The sequence below is a fragment of the Pseudoalteromonas sp. SR45-1 genome, assembly GCF_014163655.1.
GTDB classification, from domain to species: Bacteria; Pseudomonadota; Gammaproteobacteria; order Enterobacterales; family Alteromonadaceae; genus Pseudoalteromonas; species Pseudoalteromonas distincta.
The window spans coordinates 40,441-65,730 of the sequence record NZ_JACJDR010000008.1 but is presented as its reverse complement, the minus strand read 5'-3'; the positions used below and the strand labels follow the sequence as shown (position 1 = coordinate 65,730).

The 25,290-nt window shown below is 37.6% G+C and carries 14 protein-coding genes and 1 tRNA gene; 8 read left to right on the top strand and 7 right to left on the bottom strand.

Annotation, left to right across the window (positions count from 1 at the left end):
- Positions 1-3 precede the first annotated feature (3 nt).
- The gene (locus tag H5089_RS09850; RefSeq protein ID WP_182712123.1) at positions 4-1,431 is read left to right on the top strand and encodes an NAD-dependent succinate-semialdehyde dehydrogenase; all 1,428 of its coding nucleotides are present in this window, start codon (positions 4-6) and stop codon (positions 1,429-1,431) included.
- 288 nt (positions 1,432-1,719) lie between these two features.
- Here the strand turns inward: H5089_RS09850 and H5089_RS09845 are convergent, their stop codons facing one another.
- From H5089_RS09845 to H5089_RS09815, 7 genes are all read right to left on the bottom strand, one after another.
- A complete protein-coding gene (locus H5089_RS09845; protein ID WP_182692623.1) occupies positions 1,720-3,381 on the bottom strand; it encodes an HD family phosphohydrolase in 1,662 nt (553 codons plus the stop codon).
- Positions 3,353-5,572: an adenylate/guanylate cyclase domain-containing protein gene (locus H5089_RS20435; RefSeq protein WP_310735806.1), complete on the bottom strand. Its 2,220-nt coding sequence runs from the start codon at positions 5,570-5,572 to the stop codon at positions 3,353-3,355. Before H5089_RS20435 ends, H5089_RS09845 begins: the two co-directional genes overlap by 29 nt.
- A 20-nt stretch (positions 5,573-5,592) precedes the next feature.
- Entirely contained in the window at positions 5,593-6,426 is an 834-nt protein-coding gene (locus H5089_RS09835; RefSeq protein ID WP_182692622.1) for an MBL fold metallo-hydrolase, read from the bottom strand.
- Positions 6,427-6,435: 9 nt separating this feature from the next.
- Positions 6,436-12,564 carry an Ig-like domain-containing protein gene (locus H5089_RS09830; RefSeq protein ID WP_182712122.1) on the bottom strand — a complete coding sequence of 2,043 codons (6,129 nt, stop codon included), beginning with the start codon at positions 12,562-12,564 and terminating at the stop codon, positions 6,436-6,438.
- Positions 12,565-12,603: 39 nt separating this feature from the next.
- Positions 12,604-13,725 (bottom strand): FecR domain-containing protein, encoded by a 1,122-nt coding sequence (locus H5089_RS09825; RefSeq protein ID WP_182712121.1) that lies wholly within the window; start codon positions 13,723-13,725, stop codon positions 12,604-12,606.
- A gap of 12 nt (positions 13,726-13,737) precedes the next feature.
- On the bottom strand, positions 13,738-15,063 hold the full coding sequence (locus H5089_RS09820; protein ID WP_182712120.1) for a surface lipoprotein assembly modifier: 1,326 nt from the start codon (positions 15,061-15,063) through the stop codon (positions 13,738-13,740).
- 569 nt (positions 15,064-15,632) lie between these two features.
- A tRNA-His gene (locus H5089_RS09815) sits at positions 15,633-15,708 on the bottom strand.
- Between the two features lie 284 nt (positions 15,709-15,992).
- Between H5089_RS09815 and H5089_RS09810 the strand changes: the two genes are divergently transcribed.
- From H5089_RS09810 to neuC, 7 genes are all read left to right on the top strand, one after another.
- On the top strand, positions 15,993-16,811 hold the full coding sequence (locus H5089_RS09810; protein ID WP_002958438.1) for a mechanosensitive ion channel family protein: 819 nt from the start codon (positions 15,993-15,995) through the stop codon (positions 16,809-16,811).
- A gap of 186 nt (positions 16,812-16,997) precedes the next feature.
- Entirely contained in the window at positions 16,998-17,780 is a 783-nt protein-coding gene (locus H5089_RS09805; protein WP_024596589.1) for a YdiY family protein, read from the top strand.
- Between the two features lie 122 nt (positions 17,781-17,902).
- Complete coding sequence (locus H5089_RS09800; RefSeq protein WP_182712119.1) at positions 17,903-20,581, top strand: SLBB domain-containing protein; 2,679 nt, start codon at positions 17,903-17,905, stop codon at positions 20,579-20,581.
- An 82-nt stretch (positions 20,582-20,663) separates the two neighbouring features.
- Positions 20,664-21,620, top strand: a complete 957-nt coding sequence (locus tag H5089_RS09795) for a Wzz/FepE/Etk N-terminal domain-containing protein (RefSeq protein ID WP_182694792.1) — start codon at positions 20,664-20,666, stop codon at positions 21,618-21,620.
- Between the two features lie 147 nt (positions 21,621-21,767).
- Complete coding sequence (locus H5089_RS09790) at positions 21,768-22,958, top strand: UDP-N-acetylglucosamine 4,6-dehydratase (protein ID WP_182712118.1); 1,191 nt, start codon at positions 21,768-21,770, stop codon at positions 22,956-22,958.
- Positions 22,959-22,973: 15 nt separating this feature from the next.
- On the top strand, positions 22,974-24,128 hold the full coding sequence (locus H5089_RS09785; RefSeq protein ID WP_182694790.1) for a LegC family aminotransferase: 1,155 nt from the start codon (positions 22,974-22,976) through the stop codon (positions 24,126-24,128).
- Positions 24,128-25,282 (top strand): UDP-N-acetylglucosamine 2-epimerase, encoded by a 1,155-nt coding sequence (neuC, locus tag H5089_RS09780; protein ID WP_182712117.1) that lies wholly within the window; start codon positions 24,128-24,130, stop codon positions 25,280-25,282. The genes H5089_RS09785 and neuC overlap by 1 nt, the downstream gene beginning before the upstream one ends.
- Positions 25,283-25,290: the final 8 nt, after the last annotated feature.

Here is a 25,290-nt window from a genome sequence, read left to right as displayed (position 1 = left end):
ATTTTGAGTAATCTTATTTTCTCAGACTCATTTATTAACGGCGAATTTTATAAAACTGATACGCGCTTTAGCGTTAACGATCCCGCTACCGAAAAAAGTATTGTTGAAGTAAGTGATATTGACGAGCAGGGTGTAAATAGCGCAATAAACGCAGCTCAAGGGGCTTTTGTTAAGTTAAAAACGACAAATGCCACTGAGCGAAGCGAAACCTTGATGCGCTGGTATGAGCTAGTAATAAAACACAAGCAAACACTTGCAGAGCTAATGACCAAAGAGCAAGGCAAGCCACTCAAAGAATCTCTTGGTGAGATTGATTACGGTGCAGGTTTTATCAAATGGTTTGCAGAAGAAGCCAAACGTAGTTACGGAGATGTAATTCCGCCAACAGATGACTCGCATCGTTTAACTAGCTTTAAGCAGCCTGTCGGTGTTGTAGCTGGTATAACGCCGTGGAACTTTCCTATTGCTATGGTTACTCGTAAAGTAGCGCCAGCCTACGCTGCGGGCTGTAGCTTTATACTTAAACCTTCTGAACATACGCCACTATGCGCTATCGCACTTGCTTATTTGGCCGATCAAGCTGGTTTTGTTAAAGGTGCATTTAATGTACTGGTTTCTCAAGATGCCAAAATAGTAGGTAAAATGCTGACTGACTCAGAAATCGTGCGTAAGTTTACATTTACCGGCTCTACTGGTGTAGGTAAGCAGTTGCTATCGCAATGTGCAGACACAATTAAACGCACCTCGATGGAGCTTGGCGGTAATGCACCTTTTATTATTTTTGATAATGCCGACTTAGATGAAGCTGTTGAAGGGCTAATGGCGGCTAAATTTAGAAATAGTGGGCAGGCATGTGTTGCTGCAAACCGTATTTTTATACAACGTAATATTCTCGACAAAGTACTTTCAAAAATCACGCCTAAGGTTGCAGCGTTAAAAGTGGCAAATGGTTTTGAAGACGATGTTGATATTGGTCCACTCATTTACCCTAAAGCCAAAGAGAAAGTGCAACAGTTAGTACAAGACGCACTCGATAAGGGCGCGACGCTGATTGGCGATAACAGTGACTTAGGTGGCAGCTTTCAAAATCCATTAATAGTAAACAATGTCACCACAAAAATGGATATTTACCACGAAGAGGTATTTGGTCCAGTATTGACGGTTATTCCTTTTGATGAAGAAAGTGAAGTGCTTGCACTTGCTAACGATGTACCATTTGGCCTAGCAGCCTACTTTTACAGTCAAAACATTAAGCAAGTCTACCGAATTAGTGAAGGGCTTGAATTTGGTATGGTAGGTGTAAACGAAGGTGTTATATCAAACCCAGTAGCGCCATTTGGTGGTGTTAAGCAATCTGGTTTAGGCCGAGAAGGCGGTCATCAAGGGCTTGATGAGTACTTAGAAGAAAAGTACGTGTGTATTAAAATATAACGCCCGTTAAGTTTATGAGCGCGAATTTACTTCGCGCTTTTTTATGACGTTAATATGGCAGATATATGAACTTTATCTTTTACTGTTGCTACACAGAGCACTAAATGCTACCTTTGGAGCCATATTTTTTGTTAATAAAACAACATAAAAAAACAAATAAAAAGTAAAAGGATTTCTATAAGTAGAAATAACCCCGTGTGTAAATGCCACCGTATGGTGGCATTTTTTTGTTTCAATAGTTATAGACTGTAATAAGCGCATTTTGAATAAATGCATGGCTTATAGGTGCTAACTTATAGGTGTGTAACCGGGTAAATTATCAAAATCTATCTCATCTAACTGCTCTGGATCTGCATACTCGTTGATATAATTTTTATAAACCTCTGACTCAATAAAAATAGCAAAAATATCACCATCAAGATGGTTTTTAGCAACCATTGACCCTAAAATAAATAAACACTCACTGACCGGTTTTGCTTTTTTGTAGGGTCTGTCTACTGCAGATAGCGCTTCAAAAATATCCGTAATAGCCATTAACCTTGCAGGCACCGACATTTGCTCTTTGGTTAAACCTCTTGGGTAACCAGTACCATCAAGTTTTTCATGATGACCTAAAGCATATTCAGTAACATTGCTTAAGTGTTTAGGAAACGGCAGGGCATCTAAAATATTTTTAGTTACATCCATATGACGCTTCATTACTTCACGTTCGGCTTCGGTTAGCGTGCCTCTTCGTATTGTTAAGTTTTCAACTTCATCAGCTGAGAGCAATGGTGTATTAATATCATTAATAACGAGTTGGTATTTGTTTGCAATGCGTTCAATGTGCTCAAGTTCTGCATCACCTAAAAACTCGCCCCCTACATTAACACGCTGTAATAATGCACGGTCTAATGCCAACTGTTTAAGCTCGGTATCAAGTAGGCGTTCAAATTGTTGAACTTCGATAGGTTTTTGCAGCTTCATCGCACAGATGATCTTTTGCTGATACGCTATTTTTAAATCTCGGCTAATTATTTCAAATTTAGCATCTACATATTTTATTCGATCAAAAATAGTTTCTAGTTTTGTCGACTTTTCCATGATGTGATCGGGGGTCGCTATTTTCCCACAGTCATGTAACCAGCCAGCTATATCAAGCTCATGTCGGTCAGCTTCAGTCATCGAAAATGAAGCCAAAGGACCTTTATTTATATCATTAACGGCATCAGCTAGCATTAACGTGAGTGCTGGCACTCGTTTACAATGGCCACCGGTATGAGGAGACTTTTCATCTATTGCCATCGCAATTGTTTCAGCAAAGGTCGAAAAGAGATCTTCCATTCCCTTAATTAGTGTTGAGTTAGTTAGCGAAATAGCGCCTAAAGAGGCAAAAGATCGAATTAGAGTGACGAGCTCTTCACTAAAAGGAATGTTTTTATTTTGCGCATCTTTTACATTTATAAGCTGGATTACGCCAATAATGTCATCTTCATGATCTTTTAAAGGAATTGTTAGCATGGACTCAGAACGATAACCCGTGCGTGCATCCATTTTGCGTGCAGCGCTCATATCAAAAGGCAAGGCATCATACACGTCAGGAATGTTAATCACTTCCCCTGTATTAACAGAATGCGCAACAATAGCAGTGTCATTTGGTTTGCCATCAATAAAAAGATCTATATTAGGAAAATCAACAGGACCACCTAACGTGCCACCTAAATAAAGATTTAATGACTTGTTTATTACCGTTTCAAACTTGAGTTGTTTGTTTGGGGTAATAGAGTAAATGCTGCCAGCATCAGAATGTGCTATCGACATTACAACTTGCAGTATTTCATCAAGTAACTTAGACGAGTTTTTTTCGGTTGTTAGTCTAATGCTAATATCGATAAAGTGCTGAAGATTTGTTTTGTCTTTAATGTGCTGTCGCATATGTTTACTACTTTTGAGTATGTTTGAAGGCACCATTCCAATCCTTAGCTAGTGTTTGCAAATCAGTGCCCTTAATACGTTCAATAAAAATGGCATAAATGTTGGGGCTAAATACGGTTGTACTGCGTAGTTCTTTAAATAAGCTAAGTGCTTGTGGCCAGTTTTTATTATAAAAAAGCGTCATGGCCTGCTGCGACTTTTTAACTTCATTTAACTGCTCTTCATCGAGCTTATCTGTAAAGTTTATAGGTTCAAACAACTGTACAGCGGCTGTTTTACCAACAACTTGCACTTTATCTATTAAACGAAATGAAATATGAGGGCATTTTTTCATTGTCTCTTCTGTAACAAGAATAGCTACGCCATAAAATTTGGTCAAGCTTTCTACTCTAGCACCTAAATTAACAGTATCACCAAGAACTGTATAGGCTTTACGGTAAACCGAACCCATATCACCTACATTCATGTCGCCAGTACTTAAACCGATACCTATTTTTATTGCAGGCTGGTTGTTTTCTGCAAATAACTGATTTATTTTCGTTAACCCGTTGATCATAGACATTGCGGCTTCAACACCATGGCGAGCGTGGTTTTCATCTTTCAGTGGGGCATTCCAAAATGCCATCACCATATCGCCTACGTACTTATCAATAGTTCCGTGATGATCAAATATGATTTTGGTAATAGCTGTAAGATATTCGTTTAAATATTCACTTAACTGATGAGGCGACATACTTTCTGATAGTGAAGTGAAACTACGAATGTCGGCAAACAACACCGTCATATTTTTTCGCTCACTTTTTTGAGATAAACTTTTACCTTGAAGTATCATTTGGTTTATTCGCTCAGGAGGAACATATTGGTCAAACATAGATTTTATTTTTCGGCTGTGTTTCATTTCAGCGATAGAGCCTACAATGATGTAATAACCGGCTAATATAATGATAAGTAAAAGAGGCATTAATAAAGGTAAACTAATTTTTTGTACTGACCATAAATAAACGTTTAAAAATATAACGACACTTGTGACTGTAAGAGACAAAACAATAATAAAACGTGCGCTCTTAGCGTGGCTAAAAAACGACAGTACGCAACCCGTCAATGCAATGATGAGTAAGCTTGCTCCCTGTGACCAATTAGGTTTAGATGGCAGTAGCTCTGGGTGCATTAACCCTTCAAATATATTGGCATGAACCTCCACACCCGGGTATTGCAAACCAACAGGTGTTGATCTTAAATCAGCAAGCCCTACGGCGGAAGTACCAATAAAGGCTACTGTGCCTTCTAATTCATCTAAACCAATTTTTTTGGTCAAAATATCGGTAGCCGAATAATAGGGGAAGCTATGCGCACGCCCTTTGTAAGGAATTAATATTTGCCCATACTCATCAGTTTGAATCCACTTATCTTGAAACTTTATACCTTCGAATAAGGTTATACCATCTAACCTATTGGAACGGGTTTCTATGTTTTCAGCAAGGGTATAAAGTCGAGCAACTTCAAGTGCTAAAGAAGGATAAAGCTTATCGCCAACTCGATTTATAAGAGCTGCTTTACGTATAAAGCCATCTTCGTCAATATGTGCATTAATAAAGCCGGTGCCCGTTGCAGCATTTTGTAACTGTGGAATATTTACAATAGCACCAGGAAACTGGTTTATTTGTGAATTAGTGTGCTCTTCGCTTGCCCATACAACACTGTTTTTAGCTGGCAAGTTTTGATTAGTCAGTTGTTCATCAATTAGTAAAAAACCAAGAACAGTATCATTTTTAGATAATGCGCTTGCTAGTTTTGTGTCTGCATCGACTTGTTTAGTAATTTCAGCAAAGGGGATGGTGTACTTTTTTGATAAATCAGGAATTTCAGACATAATTTTTGTAACAGGGTTTTCTTCCTGTTCAGAAAAAAATATATCGAATGCAATAACAATAACACCTGCATCACTAAGCTTTGTAACAAGGTCTGCTAATTTTGAGCGACTCCAAGGAAAGCGTCCTTGTTCTTGCATGCTCTTTTCATCGATATCAATTATTACAACGGTTTCATCTATGCGCCTAGGCGTCTCTGAAAGCGTCAGTAATAATCGAGAGTCGTATATTATACCTTCTACACGGTTAACTAACTTTGCAAGCGACCCAGTTGAAAATAACTCTATTGATGCAATTATTAACGTAATAACAGCGCCAATAAAAAAGTGCTTTGAGGTAATGGGTTTTAAGAAGCTAATGAGTAACGCTCCTTGATAGACTAAAAATCAAAAACTCGTCCTTCTCGGCCGCATTCTATTTTTACCTGTTGAGCGTACTGCGTGTGTAAATATTTTTCTATAGCCAACAACTGTTCATCGGTTCTTGATGGATCGTGGCTAATAATAATCACATTTTTAATACTCGCTTTTATAGCAAGCTCAGCAACCTGATCTATGGTGCTATGACCCCAACCATGCTTAAGAGGCAAGTCTGCATCTATAAATTGAGCATCGTGAATTAGTAAATCAGCGCCTTCAATAAAATTACTCCATTCGCAAATACTTGTGTTTAGCTTGTCTGGTGGGTTTAGCTCATTGTCGGTAACGTAAGCTATCTTTTTTTCATCTGCTTTAATGCAATAAGCAGTACCGCCACCAGGGTGATTCAGTGGAGCAGTCGAAACCAAAAAACCGTTAAGTGTAAATTGCTTTTGAGACGATAAATCAGTATTAAGCGTAATATTGGCAGGTAAATCCTGATAACACACAGGAAAGTACGAACCACTCATTTGCTTTAATATGGCATCTTGGCTTTTTTTATCATCAACGTTGCCAGCTACAATGGTTATATTGCGGTTGGGCTGGTAGATAGGTTTAAAAAAAGGAAACCCTTGAATATGATCCCAATGATTGTGCGTTAGCAAAATATTGATAGGACTTTGTGTTTCTAGTAAACGTGTACCGAGTTCTACAATACCGGTACCAGAGTCTAAAATAAGATCTTTACCGTTGTTTTGTTCAATGTACACACATGAGGTATTTCCCCCAAAAATGTGTGTATTACTTCCAGCTGAAGGCATCGAGCCTCTAACACCAAAAAATTCAACTTTCATAATTTAAGGCTAAGCTCCATCTGCTTCAAAATTGAATTTAGAAATACTAACATTGTTAGAGTTAGTGTCATTACAGGTGGTACTTACAACAACTTGGGTATCATTTTGCAGAATGATTGAAGTAAACACATGCGTACTGACACATTGGCTGGCTTCATAAAATCCGGCACCACTGGCTCCAAACGTATTATCTAAAGTACCGTCAGTTAAAATGCGCGCTAACATTCCTTTATTGTTGCTCATACCAACTAAAACAATATTGTTGTTGGTATCAAAAACGGCATTTTTTACTTCGGTATCTCCCGTTGAAGCTAATATATATTGGCCTAAAGGGTAGCTGTCATCAATTACTCCGGATGCGAGTAATCGCGTAATACTGGCTTTATTAGGCGTATCTACAACGTTTGCAATTAAATATAATTTATTTGATTCGTCGACTAAAACTTTTACCATTTTATTCTCGGTATCAGTGGTTGTTTCACCTATGTATTTGTAGGCTTGCTCACCGTCAGAGTCGAGCTTTAATGCGATTAATTCTGAACTGGCACCTGATACAGATTTACCACCAATAAAAATACTATCATCACTGATAAAAACACTTTCATAATATTCAAAAGGTGTTCCTATAACTTTTCCATTGCTACCAAAGTCATCGTCAAGTGTACCGTCAGAATCTAGCATCATGATAAACGAACTAGGAGTATCGGCTATAACTACAGAGCCAACTGCTACAACGTTGCCATCATGTAGTGCTAAATCAGTTAAGTTAAGCTTTTCAGCACCTGAAATAGAAGTAGAGTAAATACCATCACTGGCGAATGAGGTATCTAAATCACCATTTTGATCAACTTTAGCTATAAAGCCCTCTTCACCGTCAGTTTTGCTTTTAGATCCCGCAATTAATAAGCTGCCGCTATTGTGTTCAACCAACGCTATATTAGGTACGCTCAAATCTATGGCAATTTCTTTATGACCACTTTCGCTAAAGCTAGTATCTATAGCACCCGTACTCGTAAAGCGTGTTAATACTAACTTAGTAATTGAGTTCGATTTAGCCGTTGATGCAAGAATATACTTACCGGCATGAGGGCCATTGCTCAGTTGTAAAACGTGCATTGATTGATCGTCAGATTCTGCGCTTATAGTATCAAAAGCAAGATAACCAACGTCTGCAAAGTTACTGAATAATGTGGCTTGCTCGTCAATTGCTGCAACAAATGGTTTAGTGGTTGAGTCGTCAATAACACCCGATACCCATACTGTATCATTCGCATCTATAGTTGCTGCTTTTGCAAATTGTTTGCCATTAATACCCGAAATAATATTAATTCCAGATGTGCCATAAGCACTATCAAGTGAACCATCAGCAGTTAGAATTCGAGCAGAAAATAACTTTTCAGTAGCTGAAATCCCAGTTGTGCCTGACAAAATAATTTCATTTTTTATAGGTTCGTATTTTATGCCGGTTATATCCGCCCCACCATTTCCACTTCCGCCATTACCATCAATATCGTAAATAGCAGTACCTGCATCACCAAAACTCGTTATAAGAGTACCCGTTTTATCAATAGCCAAAACCACGGCTTCTTTTTCACCACTATTACGAGTTATGTAACCACCTACAAAAGCTGTAAAGTCGGTGTTTTTAGCGCCGCCAATTGCAAATAGTTCGTCATCTTTATTATTCTTGGACAAGTCGAGCGATAATGCTGCGCTACCATTAAAACTTCCATTGTTTTCACCATCAGAAATTAAATAACGTATAAGTATGTCTTTATCGCCAGTTGCACTTGTGACACTGCCAACAACCATAAGATCAGAGCTATTAAAGTTTTTAATAGCAAACGCTTCGTCATCTCTACTAGCGCCGCTCACATCGACAATTTTAGGGCTTCCGGCTTCATAAGCGAGCGTAGATATATCGTATTTTATCCATAAGCTATCGCTGTCGTTACCATTAAATGACTTACCAACAGCCTGAATTTTATTGTCGCTAAATTCAAGGTCATTAATCACGAGGGTGCTTGCTAATGCGGTACAGTGAATACCTGAATTATTATCTCCAGAGTTATTACTTAATACGCCAGCGGTATTCATTTTCAACAAACATGCTTCGGTATTTGTGCCATCAAAACTAGTGTAAGCAACAAAGAGGCTTGTACCATCAGAGATGATAGCTGTTGCTTGTTCATCATTTTCTAAATCTAATACTTTAACGCCATCACCATTAAATGCTGTATTTATCACACCACTCGTTGTATACGATGCAATAACAATATCTTTGTCGCTGTTATTACTAAAACCTACAAAGTAAAGGTTATTATTTAGCTCAATACTGTCATTAAATTCACCGCTTGAAAAAACTCCAGAAAGCTCAAGTTCACCTGTTATAGGGCGACCAAATGTTTCATCTTCAACAGGAACTAGAGGCTCCGCATCATCAGTGACATCAATTATTATATTAATAGGAGTTGTTTCGTTAGGCGTACCGTCGTCAGTAATAGCTAGGCTCAATATGTACTGAGGAGTTGTTTCAAAATCAAACGGGCTTTCACCTTTTACAGTTAATAAGCCAGAATCATTATTTATTTCGAATATGGGGGCACCACTGAGTATGGTGTAACTTAAATTTTGGTTCTCAATGTCTGAGGCACTAACAGTCCCAATAGTGTCGCCATCGGTTGCGTTTTCGCTAATATTAAAACCTTGGTTTGACGCAACTGGAGCATCGTTAATAGGAGCAATCGTAATTGACAAACTACCAGTATCTGTAGCGTTATTCCCATCATCAACAGTATAACTGACAACAACAATACCGTTGGTATTTACAGCCGGTGTGTACTGTAGTTTGTTATCAATAACGGATACTGAACCGCTATCGGCTGACGCTGCTGTTATGCTTAGGCTATCACTATCAGCGTCTAAATCATTAATCAACACATCAATGAGTAGCGGTGCTGCATCTTCATCCATCGTTGCCGTGTCAGCATTTGCTATTGGAGCATCATTTACAGGTATAATAGTGATAGTTAACGTTGTTGTACTGGCACCGCCGTTGCTATCACTTACAGTATAAGTAACTGTTGCTAAGCCGTTGTCGTCGGCTTCCGGTGTGTATTGAATTTGATTGCTAAGCACTGATACAGAGCCAATATTAGCTGATGCTGCGCTTATGGTAAGGCTGTTGCCATCCGCGTCAGAGTCATTTACCAATACGTTTATTAGTATTGGCGCTGCATCTTCATCTATTGTAGCTGAGTCTGCGTTTACAATTGGAGCATCGTTTACGGGAGTAATAGTGATAGTTAACGTTGCTGTACTGGCGCCGCCGTTGCTATCGCTTACAGTATAAGTAACTGTTGCTAAGCCGTTGTCGTCGGCTGCCGGTGTATATTGAATTTGATTGCCAACCACTGATACAGAGCCAATATCAGCTGATGCTGCGCTTATGGCAAGGCTGTCGCCATCCACGTCTGAGTCATTTGCTAATACATTTATTAGTATTGGCGCTGCATCTTCATCTATTGTAGCTGAGTCTGCGTTTGCTATTGGAGCATCGTTTACGGGAGTAATAGTAATTGTTAAGTTAGTAGTTGCAGTACCGCCGTTCCCATCATTTATTGTGTAGTTAATAATTGCTGTTCCATTTGTATTAGCAGTAGGCGTATATTGGATTTTATTATCAACAACAGATGCAGAACCTATATCTGCAGTAGCAGCTGTTATCACAAGAGTATCGCCATCAATGTCGGAGTCGTTAGCTAATACGTTAACTAATAACGCAGGAGCATCTTCGTTCATCGTTACTGAATCAGCATTTGCAGTAGGGGCATCATTAACAGGTGTAATGGTAATCGTCACACTTGCTGTTCTGTCGTTTATACCTTCATTACCAGTGCTATAACCATCAGTAATGGTGTAAGTTAGTACTATCTCACCTGAAAAATTTGCTGGTGGAGTAAACTGTATTTTTCCGGCGACAATAGTCGCTTCACCAGCAGTATTTTCTATATTAGAAATAGTAATTGTATCGCCATCTGCATCAGTGTCGTTAGCTAGCACATCTAATAAAGATGCAGAGCTGTCTTCGTCTAACGTATATTGATCGTCATTGGCTTCTGGAAAAGTATTAACGCCGCTTTCACTTAAGGTTACTTGAGCTGTTGCAGTTAAACCTTGCTCATTTGAAATTGAATAGGTAAAGCTATCTACACCAATAAAACCTAAGTCTGGCTGATAGGTAAACGAGCCATCAGCATTTAATGTAAGTTCCCCATTTTTAGTTGTATTAATTGCCGTGGTATTAACTGATAAATCGCCAGCCTCAATATTAAAGTCGTTAATTAACAAGCCATTTTGTACTGTTACTTCAAATAGTTTATTTTTGCTAAATTGATAGGCATCATTTTGTGCAACAGGGTTATCGGGTTCGCTGTTTATTACTAAAGTTACTGTGGCTGAAGAGGTTGCACCTAATGAGTCTATAGCTTGGTATTGAAATTGATCAACACCATTAAAATTAGCATCCGGCACATAACTAAAGCTGCCATCAGTTGCTAATAATAGTTGGCCATGTGTGGGTGCCACCATAAACGTTTCATCAACTGAAAAACTGTCATTATTTGGGTCAGTATCGTTACTAAGCACACCATTGGCAGCTGTAACCACAAGTGTTTCATCTTCGCTTAAACTATAGCTATCTTTTTTTGTTACAGGGGCTACGTTAGTGTTTGAACTTACAATTGTTACATTTGCAATAGCCTGAGCACCTTGTGCATCAACAACTCTATACTGAAAGCTGTCTTGGCCTTGCATATTTTGCTCGCCTTGGTATTCAAAGCCACCATTATCAAAAAGGGTTAATTGTCCTCTTGTTGGTTCGCTAACCGGCGTTGTATCAACAGTTAAGTCATCTAAGTCTATATCGCTATCGTTTATGAGTAAGCCTGGCGATAGGACAACTAAGGTTCCATTGTTTGTAATGCTGTAAGTATTATCAAGCGCAATAGGAGCGTCGTTAACAGCTAAAATGGTTATCTCTACAACTGCGGTATCTGTCATACCTAGCTCGTTAGCAACTTGATAGCTAAAGGCATCTTCACCATTAAAGTTTGCAATAGGGATATAAGTAAAATCCCCTTTTTCATTTATATTAAGAGTGCCATGCTGCGGTAGAATTAATGCATCTGCATTTACACGTAAATCACCACTGTATTGATTCGTATCATTCGTTAGAACGTTACCTTGCAGAGTTTGATCTTCATTTATCTGAAACTGATCGACATTTGCCTCTGGTGCAAATGCAAGCTCTCCACCCACTGGTGCTATGTTTATTATATTAGCAAAACCACTTTCACCACTGCCATCAACACCGGTAATAAGTACTTGGTAACTTTTATCTGTAAGTGACTCGGTAATGCTTAATGCAGTATCTTGAATACTTAAAAATTGTTGCCCATTCTCTAATTCATTAATATTAGTAGATGAGACTCCAGCTTGAGTTGCAACATAAACGTTGTAACGATTAAGTTCGGGGTTGGCTTGCCACGAAAGATTAATATTATCTTCGTCTCGTTGTGCTGTAACACCTTCAATTTGATATGGTTGCCAGTTAAAAGTGATTGCATCAGCAAGTGCTTGATTATTTAAAGTGTCAGTTATCCATATTTCAAGACGTATTTCCCCTGGAGTTACGCCATAAAGCGCAGGGCTGAGGCCTATAATTGACTTTTCGTAGCCAACACCACAATCAGAAGAACACAGTGATATGCTTTTATTAACACTAGGGAGCACTAAATTAACTTCAGCAATGCCATCAGTATCCGAAGCTTCAAGTAAAAAAGAAACATTACCTTGTACGGTGTCGTTTGTTTGTGGAAAAACAATATTAGCGCGAGTATTTGCTAAACTTGCTCCAACAACTCCTCTACTTGAAGTGACAGCACCTAAAACTTTTGTACTCTTGGTTTGATTACTCGCTATAACACCAGCCAAATTTATATAGCTAGTCACCGTTGGCGGTATTACTTCAGCCGTAGGTGATTGTATTGCCTCTTGAGTGGGGCTTTCTTCTGAGCCTCCACAGGCACTTAACAAAAACACCATAGAACCAAGCAAAAATATATTTTTTGCTGTCATTTTAAATACTCCACAATAAAAGCTTTGTATCCAATGTGTTTATGGTTCTAATTTAAAAGAACCGCTAGCATTTACATCAGGATTATTTATTTCGTTAAGATTAAAGTTGCCAGTAATGTTGTCTAAGTCATTCAAAAATATTGCATCAACATCGCCCTCGGCTTTATTGTTACCATGGGATGCAAATGTAACGGCCAGCTCAAGTTCGCTTAAATTTATTAAGCCGCTGTAAGCTGCATACCAATTTCCACCGGCGTCATTAAAACTAATTTCGCCATCAGGCACGGTGCCATTATCAAAATCAACTGCCATAGTCATAGCAAAGTCAGTAACAGCACCCACACTCGAATTTACATTAAAGCTTGATGCCTCATAGTTAAATACACCTTGGCGCTGAGCTATTTGATCGACTAAAGATGCGCTGCTAACAGTTTGAAATTGTTGTTCAGAATATATATCCATAACACCTGTATCTGCTTCAAAAGTATTTACTTCAACTTCAGTTACCGATGCTTGTTCAGTTTCTTCTTCGTTGTCGCCTTTAGGATCAATTGCTACTATATTTTGATCAAACACACGTGCCGCACGTGTTGTTTTAAAGACTTCACCAGTGGCTGTAATTTGTGCAAACGAAAATGCTTCGTTATCACCCAAAGAAACCACGTTATTATTTTCTAACGTTAAATCTATTGCGCCATCCCATACCGCTAAAAATACATCGCCTTTAACCAGTTGAACTTCAAAATGCGTTCCGCGTATACCAATAGAGCCTACGGGAGTTTTTACACTATAAGAGCCGCCATTTTTTTTAATTACGCCGGAAATAGAGCGCAAACCGCCTTTAAGTAACTCAATAGAAGCAGAGCCTTGTTGGGTATTGTCATTAAATTCGTAGTTAGCAATATTTAATACTGAGTTTTCTTTTAAGGCTATTAAGCCACCATCCAACATCGAAAATTGCGCTTTGCTTTTCTCTCCAGTCGTAATGCGATCTACGCCAAAAACAGTATCTCTGCGCTGCAACTGTCGTTGTTGTTCATTGCTTCCATCAACCGCGAGTACAGAGCCTCGTGCTAAAATAGTTTTACCAGCAGGGTCGTTTGCTTGTGTATAAAAACTTACACAAAGTAAAGTGGTAATTACAGGGAGTAAATGTTTCATAAATACCTTAAATTAAAATGAGTAAGAAGCGCTTAAATTTATATCTAAACGGTCATATTCGAATAAAGAAATATTACTGGATTTATCTTGATAGTTGGCAGCCAACTGTATGGCTAAATCGCGATTAACTAAGTAGCGAACAGAAGTTGAGAACATAAAGAGGTTATCGGCACGTTCTTGTAAAAATAAAGGGTGATCATCTTTATAATTAATCCATTGGTATCCAGCAAGAGATAACAACTGCCAATGTTGAGCCAACTGAGTATTCACTTGGTAGTACAAGCTCGTAATATTACGGCTATTAAATTCACCTTCAGTAATGTCCGCTTCCTCGCTTTTAGCGTTAATGCTTAAGCTTTGAAACCAATTCTTAGCTGCATAGCTAGCACCTGCATTCATCGCATAAAATGAGTTATCGAGCTTTTCATCAAATCTATTGTTTAAAACACCCGCAGTCAAAGAGCTAAATAAATTAACTTGTTTATTTAGCGTAAAATTAGCTCCGGCCGTTAAAGCTGATTCAGTACGATAAAGTTCGCCATTAAGCATCAACGGAGTGGTAGCAACTCGTGCAAACCAACTTATGTCATTTTGTTTATATTGATAGGCGGCATTAATGTGCGCATTTATACGATCGTATTGACTGAGTTCTTCAAACTTGTACCACCCGGTATCAATACTTAAAGTGATTAAGCTTTTTTGATCAATAGGGTGAGAGTACTTTCCTCTGTAATTAAGTCGTGCATAGTTGTCCTGCGTACTTTTACTTTCTGGCGATAACAAAAACTCACCAATATTAGGAATTATAATCGTATTTTCTGCAGTACCTGCGTTTACGTTGCCATCTACGCCAAGGGCAAGCTCAATATTTTGTTTATAAGAGCGTCCAGCCTCTTGTTGCTTAAGTGCAGCAGTTTCTAGCAATGACTGTGCAGAAGACTTTATATTATTAGGTGTGTCAGGTGAGTTAATTAGTATTAAAGCTTGAGTATCGGCAGCAGGTAAATTATTAACTGTTAAATAAGCACGAACTAAGTACAAGCGAGCTTCATACCATCTAGGATTATTTTCAACCACGCGCTCAAAGGCAAATACAGCTGGCGCCGCATGCCCTGTTTTAAGTGCACTGACCCCTAATAAAAAGTCGTATACGGGTTCGCCTAGGTACTGATATTCACTATTACTTTTTTGATAAGCCTGAGTGTATTTTTTTTCAGAAACTAATTTTTGAAGCTCAATCAATAGCTTATTGTATTCATCATTGCTTTGAGCCAATGAGTTAAAGCTCATTACAGCTAAACAACTACACAGTAAATTTCCTAAAACCTGTTTAATCATGCTTAATTTTATATCCCAGTAGAAGTTTGATGTTTAGTAAAAAGTGATGCCAACATTAGAAACCTACCACTTTTTGTAGCTAAGTATAGTTAATACAGTCACATTGGTTAATTAATTGTAGATAAGTAACGAGTTATACCAATCCGCGATAATACTTAATCATTTTGCGGGGCTAAACGTGCCGCTACCTGTGTTAAAAAATTCTCATTTACGACTGCATGGATGCAGAAGGTAGAGCAATGCAGGAGCAATTGCCGAGAACAACTAAATAGCGAATTTTTTGCCAAGCTATCAACATGTTTTTCCATCCTCAAAATAGATCACTTAATTAAGCGAATTGGTATTAAATACTTGTTTATTAAATATTATTACTAATTAGGGCGTGTTGATCTTTGTGGATTGAAATTTTTTATCTAGGGATGATTTAATCGCAGCGCGAGATTTGTAAATTAGTGGGTTTAACTAGAGTATTAATAATTGTGTTGCAAGGTTAATATATTAGGAGGTATTAGAGTTTATATTACAGAGTAAAGATAGGGTATAAATATGAAGGCTTACTAGGAAAAAAGTGGGGCGATTGACGGGGCTTGAACCCGCGACAACCGGAATCACAATCCGGGGCTCTACCAACTGAGCTACAACCGCCACTAGACACACCTTGTTTGGTGTGGCGCGCATAATACATAAAATAATAATTGTTGTGAAGCCCAAAAGTGAAATAAATTAAAATAATTTAAATCAGGCAAATATAATTAGTATTTAGTCGTTAATATTTTTTCAAAGTAGGCTATGTTTTATCGCATAAATGCCTCTAAAAAATAGAATATACTTGCATTTAATAGTATTAATTCATTATTTCATGAGAATAAATTGTAAATTAATGTATAATAATGCCCGAAAACGCTTAATAAAAAACATTTGGAGTAAATATGGATTCAGTACTTAATTGGCTTAACGATAACTCAGGCCTAATTTTACACTACGGTATACAAGCTGTTGTTGCGCTTGTTATCTTTTTACTTGGTAGTCGTGTTGCTAAGTTTTGTTCTAACTTAACTGAAAAAGGTTTTGCTAAAAAGAAAGTAGATAAAGCTGTCGGTTCATTTGTTTCAAGTATTGTGTACACACTTGTATTTGCTGTAACTATTTTAATGGCACTTTCGCAAATTGGCATTGAAACAACTTCGTTCATTGCTATTTTAGGTGCTGCCGGCTTAGCTGTTGGTTTAGCATTGCAAGGTTCATTATCTAACTTCGCATCAGGCGTACTTATTATTTTACTTCGTCCATTTAAGTCTGGTGACTTTGTTGAAGCAGGTAATAAAATGGGTACGGTTAAAAAAATCGAAATATTCTCAACTGAACTACGTACTCCAGATAATAAAGTAATTATCGTACCAAACTCTCAAATAATGTCTGGTGCTATTACTAACTTCTCACGAGAGTCTACTCGTCGTATCGATTTAGTTATTGGTGTTGGCTACGATGCTGATTTACGTCACGCAAAAGAAGTATTAAAATCTGTATTAGATGCAGAAACACGCATACTTAAAGATCCAGCTTACAATGTATCTGTAAATGAGTTAGGCGATTCAAGTGTTAACTTTATTGTTCGTCCTTGGGTTAACGCTGCTGATTATTGGCCTACTTACTGGTCATTAATGGAAAATATTAAAATCGCATTAGATGATGCAGATATTACTATCCCATTTCCACAAATGGATGTTCACTTTCACAAGCAAGACTAATTTTAAATAGTTATTTAATTAAAGTTATCTTTAATTGTTATAGTGCTAAAGAGCTATTAAACATAAAATTTTCATGCGGTATTTGCTGCATGAAAATTTTTTACATTATTACTTAGCTGTTTAGCTTGCTCTAACAAGTAATGCTTTAATAAAATAGATGTACATTTATACAAAGGTTATTTTTTAATGAAATTAAAGCTTTTATCAGTTTTAGTTGCGGCTTCTGCTGCAACAAACGCATTTGCTGCAGACGCAGAACAAAGAACATGGGAAGTTACCAGTGAATTAGGTGCTATTGTCACAAGTGGTAATACAGAAACGACCACGCTTAAAGGTGGCATTAAAGTTCAGCACAACCTTGAACACTGGAACAACGAATACAAGCTAGACGGCATCTACAAAGAAGATGAAGTTGAAGATGCTAATGGTGACAAAAACAAGCAGCGCACTAACGAGAAGTATTCAATTTCTGCACAAGGTAATTACAAATTAAATGAAGATCATTCTCATTTATTCATTTATGGTTCACACGTTTCAGATTATTTTGGAGCGTATAGAAGTGAGTCAGTAATTTCTGCAGGTTACGGTTTACGTTTATTAAACGAAAAAACTATGTGGCTAAGTGCTGAAATTGGTCCTGGTTATAAATACTTTGAATACCCAGATGACAGCACTGAAGTTGATGACAACGGTAACTCTCTTGCTGGTGAATTTGAAGGCGAAGTAATTGCCTTGGGTAAGTTAGATTACAACTGGCAAATTTCTGAGAATGCACGTTTTACTCAATTAGTTGCTGTTGAGTACGGTGATACAAACACTAAAACTCGTTCTGAAACTGCATTACTTGCAAAAATAAACGGCTCGTTACAAATGAAAGTCGCTTTTAATGTCACTAACAACTCAGATGTTGCTGACGATAAAGAAAGCACTGACACTGAAACGTCATTCACGTTGGTTTACAGTTTTTAACCAATGTAGTTAAGTTAATGACACTAAAGTGACAAAAGGGACGAAAGTCCCTTTTTTATTTTCTTAAAATTAAGGTATTATAGCGGCCAATTTTGGTTGTAGACCTAGGGATATACCTACTCGTGAAAGTTTTTACACAATTTATTAGTGCTTTTATTCTACTTTGTAGTTTTAGTACTTTGGCTTTTACGCCAACAGCGTCTCAAATTGAGCAATTTAAAAAGTTACCTAAAGCTCAACAAGAAGCCCTCGCAAAACAATACGGTGTTGATATAGCAACGATCACTGGTACAAACCAATCTAATAATCAAAATAATACACAGCAGCAAAATAGTATTGGTGAGCGCGCAGAACCCGAAAAAGAAAAGCTTACAGATGAAGAGCGCTTTAAACCAAAAACAGACGAATTAAAGCCGTACGGTTACGAATTGTTTGCAGGTGAACCAACTACATTTATGCCAAGCGAAAATGCCGCAGTACCAGATACATATATTGTGGGCCCTGGCGATCAATTAAAAATAAACTTTTATGGTAAAGAAAGTGACAGTTTTGAAGTTATAGTTGACCGTGAAGGACGTATTAGTATTCCAGATTTAAGCCCTGTAGAAGTGGCCGGTTTGACCTTTGCTGAAATTAAAGAATTAGTAAAAGTAAAAGTAGAGCAAGAGGTAATTGGTGTAAAAGCGTTTGTATCGCTTGGTCAGCTTCGTAGCATGCGTATTTTAGTGCTAGGAGAGGCTTACAAGCCTGGTAGCTACAGTGTTTCATCATTAACAACCGTTTCGCACGCATTATTTGTAAGCGGTGGCGTGTCTGATATTGCTTCTCTTCGTAATATTCAAGTTAAACGCGCAGGCAAGGTTGTAGCAAATTTTGACCTTTACGATTTACTTATTAATGGCGATAGCAGCAACGACATCGTATTAAAACCGGGCGATGCAGTATTTATACCGTCAGTTGGCGCTCAAGTAACAGTTGAAGGTGCAGTTAAACGTCCCGCTATTTTTGAACTTAAAAAAGGCGAGTCTGCTAAGCAGTTATTAGCGATGGCCGGAGGCCTTAAACCCAATGCATACGCTAAAAGCGCAATTGTAGAGCGCTTTAATTTCGATCGTAAAGAAGTACTCTCGGTCGATTTTTCAAAACCACAAATTAACTATATCCCACAAGATGGCGACCGTATTCGCTTTAATTCAGTTAGCTCGCAATATCAAAATTCAATTAGCTTAATTGGTGCAGTAGCACGCCCAGGTAATTATCAATGGTACCAAGGCAAGCGTATTTCAGATGTACTTAAATCTATACGCGGTGACCTACTACCGCAAGCTGATTTAAGCTACGGCCTCGTAATCCGCGAAATAAATGTAAACGGCGATATAGAAGCACATCAGTTCGACGTTGCTCAAGCGATTATTAAAAATCCTGAAAACAACTTACAACTTAAAGCTAATGACAAGATAGTTGTATTTAGTCGTTTTGAAGAAAAAGAAGCAGAGCAATCAGCTCTAGCAAATATGGCTCTTAGCCAAGAGCAACAAGAGCAGCAACAAAAAGCAGAGCAATGGCACAAGTTTGAGCAAAAAGAGTTCGAAAAATATATTGGTGTTAATCAAGAAGACGAAGAGCTTGTTCTTGAAGACAATAAAATACTAACAATTGCTGAAATTTCTAAACGCAAAGCAAAAGAAGAAGAAGAGCAAGAACTCAAACCTGAGGATTATGCATTATTTAGTCGCCATAACTTGTTAGCGCCAATTATTGCTAAATTTAAACAGCAAGCATCAGTGCAACAAGCAATGCAATTAGTTGAAATCAGCGGGAATGTAACTTTCCCCGGTATTTATCCACTAATGATTGGTGGTGAGGTAAGTGATTTAATAACAGCAGCCGGTGGCCTGTTAGAGTCTGCCTACGTAAAACAAGCTGAAATTACACGTATTGTAGCCAGCGATGGTTCTAAAATAGAACACTTACGATTTGACCTTGAAAGCGCCATGAAAGGCGACCTTCAAAGTAATATTACATTACAAAGTAAAGACAGCATCAACGTTTTTGCAATTCCAAATTGGCAAGAAAATGTAAAAGTAGAATTAAAAGGTGAGCTTAAATTTCCAGGCACTTACACTATACGCCGCGGTGAAACGCTAACTGAATTACTTGATCGCGCGGGTGGTTTTTCACAATTTGCAGAACAAAAAGCAGCTGTATTTACCCGTACATCAATTAAAGAACAAGAGGAAAAGCAGTTAGCGCGTTTATCTACAGAGCTTCGCCGCGACATCGCCTCTAAGAGCTTCCAAAACTCTGTAAGCAGTAACACACTTTCTTATGAAGAAATGAACAAGCTGTTAAACGACCTCGCAAGTGTAGAAGCCGTAGGACGTTTAGTAATTGATTTACCTTTAATTGTAAATAATCAACAAAACTTAGTATTACAAGATGGTGATACACTTTATGTACCAAGTAAGCGCGATTCAATCAGCGTAATTGGTGAAGTTAATTACTCAACATCACATCTTTATAAATCAGGTGTTAGTGTTGATGATTATATAGCGCTAAGTGGTGGCCTTAAAGAGCGTGCGGCTGAAGATCGAATTTACATTATTAAAGCTAATGGTTCAGTGAAAATACCAAACACAGGTGGCTGGTTTGCAGCAAATAATGCTGATCAGTTAGAACCAGGCGATACAATAGTAATACCAATGGACGCAGGACATATGGACAAGCTAACGCTTTGGAGCACAGCAACGCAGATTCTTTATCAGCTTGGTGTGGCAGTTGCAGCGATTGGTAGTCTTTGATTTTTAATGTACTGATTTTTTATATGTTAGGTAATTTAAGCACTGTTATTTGCAGCCAATGCTTTTAGGATATTAAAGTTTTATGTCAAAAAATATACAATCATATAATCAAGATAATAACTTCTTTCAAGCTAACTCAATTGACAATGAGGTACGCTTGAGAGAACTGTTTTCTATCGTATGGAAAGGGAAGTGGACTGTTATTTTTGTTACATTTCTTTTCGGGGTTGCTTCAATTGTATATGCTTTACACAAACCTAACATATACACATCTGAAGTATTGTTAGCTCCTACAGAGTCTGAGCAAAGTGGTGGACTATCAGCACTAGCAGGGCAATTTGGTGGTTTAGCGAGTTTAGCCGGTGTAAATTTAGCATCTCAAAATACAAATAAAAGCCAGCTTGCACTTGAGGTCTTGGTTTCGAGGCGATTTACAAGTGACTTCATACAAAAGCATAATATTTTACCTGAGTTGATGGCAATTAAATCCTGGGACTTGATGAATAATAAAGTTGTCTATGATGAAGAAATTTACAACTTTGAATCAAGAAAGTGGCTCCGAGAAGTCGAAGCTCCTTACAAAGCAAAACCTTCAATGCAAGAAGCATATAAAGAGTTTAGTAAAATTTTTTCTGCAACCTTAAACTCAGAAACAGGAATGGTAACTCTGTCTATTGAACATATATCACCTTATATAGCTCAACAGTGGGCTAAATGGTTAGTTGAAGATATTAACCAAGAAATGAAAGAAAGAGATGTTTTAGAGGCTAATAGAAGCACTGATTTTTTGACTAAACAAATAGAAAAAACTCACATTGCAGATATACGAACCATCTTATATAAACTAATTGAAGAGCAAGCTAAAACAATTATGTTAGCAAATGTGCGAGATGAATATGTATTTAAGACCATAGATCCAGCTCTAGTATCTGAAGAAAAAAGTAAACCAAAGAGGGCGTTAATTGTTATTTTGGGTGTTTTTCTAGGTGGAATGCTTAGCGTTTTATTTTTATTATTAAAACATGCTTTAAGAAAATAATATGTATTATCGAAGCTCTAGGTGGCTAAGTCGCTAGTGGCTTTTTAATATTCACATTTTTAATCAAACATATTCTCCATTAATAAGTAACTTTAATATATTAATTTATAGTTTTTGAAACAATATGTATAAATCAAAGGATTCAGAGTGAGCAATTTACTTTCCCTAATAGGCCGCACAGAAGAGTTGTTTTCCCATGATATTGAAGACTCAAATGAAAAGCTTAAAAAAGCTGTATCAAGCTCAACTTTCCTAGTTTTGGGGGGGGCAGGTTCAATAGGACAGGCTGTCACGAAAGAAATATTTAAACGCAATCCTAGAAAACTTCATGTTGTTGATATTAGTGAAAATAACATGGTTGAGTTGGTGCGTGATATTCGTAGTTCGTTTGGTTATATAGAGGGCGAGTTTCAAACGTTCGCGCTTGATATTGGCTCAGTTGAGTATGATGCATTTATAAAAGCTGACGGAAAATATGACTATGTATTGAATTTGTCCGCGCTTAAGCATGTTCGTAGTGAAAAAGACCCATTTACCTTAATGCGTATGATTGACGTAAATGTTTTTAATACCGATAAAACGATTCAGCAATCGATTGATTGTGGTGCTAAAAAATACTTTTGTGTATCTACAGATAAAGCAGCAAATCCAGTTAATATGATGGGGGCTTCAAAGCGTATAATGGAAATGTTCTTAATGCGTAAAAGTGAAGACATTGCTATTTCTACCGCTCGATTTGCAAACGTGGCTTTTTCAGATGGCTCATTGTTACATGGTTTTAATCAGCGCATACAAAAACAACAACCAATAGTCGCACCTAGTGATATCAAGCGCTACTTTGTTACACCTCAAGAATCTGGTGAGCTATGTTTAATGTCATGTATTTTTGGTGAAAATAGAGATATTTTTTTTCCAAAGTTAAGTGAAGCTTTGCATCTAATCACCTTTGCAGACATTGCTGTTAAATACCTTCAAGATCGTGGTTATGAACCTTTCTTATGCAAAACTGAAGACGAAGCACGCGAGCTAGTAAAAACATTACCTACTCAAGGTAAGTGGCCTTGTTTATTTACTGAAAGTGACACCACTGGTGAAAAAGACTTTGAAGAATTTTTTACTGACAGTGAAACATTGGATATGGATCGCTTTGAAAATTTAGGCATTATCAAAAATGATGCTATTTTCGACCAAGCATTACTTGCTGAGTTTGAAGAAAAAATTACTCAAATGAAAGCTGATAAGTCTTGGACAAAAGACGAAATTGTCTCACTTTTCTTTAAAATGATTCCTGATTTTGGGCATAAAGAAACCGGCAAATACCTTGATGGTAAAATGTAATTAGGTAGATATATTATGACTAAACAGCTTGTTTCATTTGTAAAAGATCTTTACCAAACGAATGAGTTTATTCCTCTACACGCGCCAACTTTCTCAGGGAATGAACAAGAGTATGTATCAGAAACAATTAGTAGTACGTTTGTTTCAAGTGTTGGTAAGTTTGTAGATGACTTTGAAAAACATATTGAAATTTACACCGGAACTCCAAAAGCAGTTGCTACTGTAAATGGCACCGCAGCATTACATGTAGCATTGTATATGGCAGATGTTAAAAGTAACGATATCGTTATTACTCAAGCTCTAACTTTTGTAGCAACCTGTAATGCAGTGCATCACATGGGGGCAGAGCCCGCCTTTGTTGATGTGTCACCTTTGAACCTGGGATTATGCCCTAAAGCACTGTCTGCATTTTTAGAGCAGCATGCAGTGCTAACCGAGTCAGGACCTATACATAAAAAAACAAAGCAACGTTTTCAAGCTGTTGTACCAATGCATACATTTGGGCACCCTGTTGAGCTTGATGAACTAATCAATGTGTGTAATGAGTGGCGTATTGCTTTAGTAGAAGATGCTGCAGAAAGTCTAGGTTCTTTTTATAAAGGTAAGCATACTGGTACGTTAGGTGATTTTGGTGCTATTAGCTTTAATGGAAATAAGATTATTACCACAGGTGGTGGTGGTATGGTTTTATGTAAAAGTTTAGAGTCAGGGCAGCATACAAAACATATAACAACTACTGCTAAGGCTCCTCATCCGTATGAGTTTTTTCATGATGAAGCGGGTTTTAACTATCGCATGCCTAACTTAAACGCGGCACTTGGATGTGCGCAAATGGAAAATCTTAAAGTATTTGTCGATAATAAACGACACCTTGCGAACTTATATTTAGACTTTTTTAAAGGATCTGATTTTCAATTTGTAACAGAGCCTAGCTATGCAAAATCAAATTATTGGTTAAATGCAATTATTTGCCCAAATCATTCTGAGCGAGAAAAGCTCCTAAAGCAAACTAATGCTGAAGGTGTAATGACTCGACCAATATGGCAATTAATGCATAGATTACCTATGTTTAAAAATGCGCTACGTGGTGATTTAACTCACTCAGAGTTTATTGAAGCTCATTTAGTTAATATACCAAGCTCTCCACTTGAAAGTTTAGGTGAGTTATAATGACAAAAAAAATAGCTGTTTTTACAGGTACGCGTGCTGAATATGGGCTCCTATATTGGCTTATAAAAGACATTTATAATGATCCAGAGCTTACGTTACAGCTATTAGTTTCAGGTATGCATCTGTCATCAGAGTTTGGTGAAACTTATAAACAAATAGAGCAAGATGGCTTTACAATAGATGAGAAAATAGAAATTCTATTATCATCAGATACCGCAGTCGGCATAGCTAAAAGTATGGGGTTAGGTGTGCTAGGTTTTGCTGACGCTTTAAGTCGATTAAAGCCAGATGCGCTTGTTATTTTAGGTGATCGCTTCGAAGCTCTCGCCGCTGCTCAAACTGCGATGATATTACGTATACCTATTTTACACCTGCACGGTGGAGAAATAACTGAAGGCGCATATGATGATGCGATTCGCCATGCTATTACCAAGCTTAGCTATTTACATGGAACGTCTACTGAGGAGTATCGCCAACGTGTTATACAGCTAGGTGAAGTACCTGCCCGTGTTAAAAATGTTGGTGCAATTGGTCTTGATCATTTAGCACGAAGTGACTTTATGAGTGTCAATGAAATTGGCAACTCATTAAACTTTAATTTGAAGCAGCCTTACTTTCTTGTTACTTATCACCCCGTAACTTTAGGTGCAGAGCCTCCAGAGCAAAGCTTTGTTGCATTACTTGAATCATTAGATAATTTTAAAGATCATCAAGTTATTCTAACATATCCCAATGCCGATGATGGCGGTCGTCGTATAATTCCAATACTTGAAGACTACGCTAAACAATATCCAACTAGAGTTTGTGCAATACCTTCATTGGGACAAAAGCGCTACCTCAGCACTGTAAAAAATGCTGCGGCTGTTATAGGCAACTCATCAAGCGGAATTATTGAAGTTCCTGCGTTCAATGTGCCTACAGTTAATATAGGTATAAGACAAAAAGGTCGTTTAGCGGCTAAAAGTGTTCTTAACTGCACTGCGACAAGAGAATCTATTTCAGCAGCGATAAAATCGGCTATTACAGGAAGCTATAAAACTCCTGGCGAAACAATAACAAATCCATATGGCGCTGGTAATGCAAGCGCTCAAGTAATTCAAATGCTTAAATCTTTAGAATTTGAGCCGAGCAAATCTTTTTACGACTTAAAATGAGAAATCCT

Excerpts from the sequence above, each read along its gene's own strand:
- H5089_RS09810 (WP_002958438.1), top strand. The coding sequence starts at position 15,993 with ATGGATTCAGTACTTAATTGGCTTAACGATAACTCAGGCCTAATTTTA.
- neuC (WP_182712117.1), top strand. The coding sequence starts at position 24,128 with ATGACAAAAAAAATAGCTGTTTTTACAGGTACGCGTGCTGAATATGGG.
- H5089_RS09845 (WP_182692623.1), bottom strand. The coding sequence starts at position 3,381 with ATGGTGCCTTCAAACATACTCAAAAGTAGTAAACATATGCGACAGCAC.
- H5089_RS09830 (WP_182712122.1), bottom strand. The coding sequence starts at position 12,564 with ATGACAGCAAAAAATATATTTTTGCTTGGTTCTATGGTGTTTTTGTTA.
- H5089_RS09825 (WP_182712121.1), bottom strand. The coding sequence starts at position 13,725 with ATGAAACATTTACTCCCTGTAATTACCACTTTACTTTGTGTAAGTTTT.
- H5089_RS09785 (WP_182694790.1), top strand. The coding sequence starts at position 22,974 with ATGACTAAACAGCTTGTTTCATTTGTAAAAGATCTTTACCAAACGAAT.
- H5089_RS09820 (WP_182712120.1), bottom strand. The coding sequence starts at position 15,063 with ATGATTAAACAGGTTTTAGGAAATTTACTGTGTAGTTGTTTAGCTGTA.
- H5089_RS09795 (WP_182694792.1), top strand. The coding sequence starts at position 20,664 with ATGTCAAAAAATATACAATCATATAATCAAGATAATAACTTCTTTCAA.
- H5089_RS09835 (WP_182692622.1), bottom strand. The coding sequence starts at position 6,426 with ATGAAAGTTGAATTTTTTGGTGTTAGAGGCTCGATGCCTTCAGCTGGA.
- H5089_RS09805 (WP_024596589.1), top strand. The coding sequence starts at position 16,998 with ATGAAATTAAAGCTTTTATCAGTTTTAGTTGCGGCTTCTGCTGCAACA.